Origin of the sequence: Pseudoalteromonas sp. S558, from assembly GCF_005886635.1 — a bacterium.
Classification (GTDB): domain Bacteria; phylum Pseudomonadota; class Gammaproteobacteria; order Enterobacterales; family Alteromonadaceae; genus Pseudoalteromonas; species Pseudoalteromonas aliena.
The window spans coordinates 1-2,321 of sequence record NZ_PNDU01000413.1 but is presented as its reverse complement, the minus strand read 5'-3'; the positions used below and the strand labels follow the sequence as shown (position 1 = coordinate 2,321).

Genomic DNA, 2,321 nt, shown 5'->3' with positions numbered 1-2,321 from the left:
CATCCCTGTAAGAATAAGTAAAAACCGAGCAACAAAGAGTTAATTGTCCCTAGATCGAGCTCAAAGGGCAGCGCATGTTTGGCATTTATGCTGCGTTATCGCCTATTTATGGGGAATAACCACACTACATAGGCTCTGCCTTGCCTAAATACCAAACGTCTGCTGCAAATTAAACCACTAAAGTTATTGTCACTTGTTTTTATTAAACGTGATTAAATAACAGTTCAGCATAACGTGTCATTGGTACATTTATTATTCTTTGTAACGCGATTGCTTTATCAAATAATTCATCTTTACTCAATGAAGGTATATTATTGTTAAATGCAAAAATAATTTTATTACCACCTTCTATGATAAAACTAAGAATGTGTCCTTCAAACTCTTTATCAAGCAATTGGTCAAACTTCTCTCGTTGTCCAACTTTCGTATGGCAAATATTGAGTACGAGAACGCCATCAAAAGTAAGCGCATTTTTACAATCACGTAAGTAAGATGATTGCACTTGATCTGACTCCATCCCTTGTGCGCTGTATAAATCAGAAAAAATCACATCAGTTTTTATCCGATTTTTTTTCATGTAGTTTGCCGCATCATCAATATGAATCAACAAACGTTTTGACATAGGGACTTTAAAATACTTTATTGCCATATCAGCAACTGCTTGGCGATATTCAACAGTATGAATTATGAGGGAAGGAAAAGCATGATAAAGACTTTTGGCTATTGAACCCGCACCAAGCCCCATTATCATTGCCGTTTTTAGGTTAGGTATAAAAAAGAGTGCAGCCATCATAGCTTGCGTATAAGCAAGGCTTAACCCGTTAATATTATTTAATTTTGTACAGCTTTGATAAATTTTCCCATCAAAACTGAGGATTAGATTCTTTTTTGTTTGATATACATAAACTGGGCCATGTTCATCAATAGTTGATGCGATACAGATGCCTTTGATATCCACGAATACTCAATAGGTGAGGTTTTGAAAGGTGAGTATAACTTACTTAACGTATCGGCAGTTATTAATAACATTTATGCCGCCTTCTTTATTGAAATATACATTTATACACACTAAAAAGTTTCTATAAGAAGAGGCACGAGCATGGAGCGACTCTAATTTTGAGGTTAAAAGAGCTTACCTTTATTCCCTTAAATATTCCGCACTTTACTTAAAGGAATCAGGGGGAATACAGCCGAGTCGTTTGCTATTTTTTAATAAACAGCACTTGTCGCCCTATTTCTATAGGGAAATTTAGATTGGATGTCACTGTGATTTTGTTTTTAATCCTGTATCTCACTGTTTTAATTAGCGATTTATGCAATAGTTAGGTGGGTGTCAACCTTATTTACACAGTTTAATGAAATTAGGTGTTAGCGAACGACTCGCCATAGCCTGTGGTATCACCAGTAAAGGCCCTTGTAGAAGCTCAAAAACAAAAGGAATTAACATTGCGCTAGGTAATGACTATTTAGCATCACAAGGTTTAGTGTCATTAAGAGATATTTGGATCGGTATTCATTACGGGAGGTGAACCGCCCATTGCACTTCCTACTAATAGAAAGCGCATGATGGGCGGTGTCGGGACCGATGGTTAGAGACCTCCGGCTACCCGATTATATGCCTTTATTCTTTATTGATTGGAAGTATCGACTTAATGTCTGGACGCCAAATTTAGGTGCCTTCATATCTAAAACCAATACATTTAAGAAAAATTCAATAGGGCCGTACCTTTTGGCGTTCAAAAATAACTTACACAATGTTAATAAACAAATACGTATCCAATTGGGAATAAACGTTATTTTGACCGGTTTACCAACAGCTTCAAATGCAACTTCTGCTAGCTCAATTTGAGTAAATATTTCAGGCCCACCAACTAAAATCTCTTTTTCAACACTAGAGATTGCATCTATGCACACTTTAGCCAAATCATCTCCATGTATAGGGTTTGATTGATACCCACCCTTACCAAACAAATAAATCCGACCGTTATCTGCCATCTTGTAAAACTCAGCCATGTCTGAGAAAAAACCTGTTGGCCTCACTATACAATAATCCAAACCTGATTCACTCAGCTCTTTAACAAATTTTTCTTTGGCTTCGAATATTTTCAGTTGTTTAAGTTTGTCTCCATGTAAAGCGGATACATATATAAATTTTTTAACACCACTACGCTTAGCTTCTATAAGTAAGTTTAAATTCGCTTGAAAGTCTACATCCATATAAGACAATCCATCTTGCTGCCTTTGTAGTGGTCAATAAAATTTGGCCACAGTTTTAGAATCTTTGTATCTGACCTCAGATTCATTTGGCGCTAAACCGGCAT

General features: G+C 36.2%; 3 protein-coding genes. 1 reads left to right on the top strand and 2 read right to left on the bottom strand.

Features of this window, described 5'->3' with window-relative positions; translation table 11 throughout:
• Positions 1–202: 202 nt before the first annotated feature.
• Positions 203–958, bottom strand: a complete 756-nt coding sequence (locus CWB66_RS20195) for a spermine/spermidine synthase domain-containing protein (RefSeq protein ID WP_138586807.1) — start codon at positions 956–958, stop codon at positions 203–205.
• Between the two features lie 397 nt (positions 959–1,355).
• Between CWB66_RS20195 and CWB66_RS20190 the strand changes: the two genes are divergently transcribed.
• Complete coding sequence (locus CWB66_RS20190; RefSeq protein ID WP_138586805.1) at positions 1,356–1,529, top strand: Retron-type RNA-directed DNA polymerase; 174 nt, start codon at positions 1,356–1,358, stop codon at positions 1,527–1,529.
• A gap of 82 nt (positions 1,530–1,611) precedes the next feature.
• Here the strand turns inward: CWB66_RS20190 and CWB66_RS20185 are convergent, their stop codons facing one another.
• Complete coding sequence (locus tag CWB66_RS20185; protein WP_212747840.1) at positions 1,612–2,217, bottom strand: NAD(P)H-binding protein; 606 nt, start codon at positions 2,215–2,217, stop codon at positions 1,612–1,614.
• Positions 2,218–2,321: the final 104 nt, after the last annotated feature.

Bases quoted from the DNA above. Each gene is read 5' to 3' on its own strand.
- CWB66_RS20190 (WP_138586805.1), top strand. From the start codon at position 1,356: ATGAAATTAGGTGTTAGCGAACGACTCGCCATAGCCTGTGGTATCACC.
- CWB66_RS20185 (WP_212747840.1), bottom strand. From the start codon at position 2,217: ATGGATGTAGACTTTCAAGCGAATTTAAACTTACTTATAGAAGCTAAG.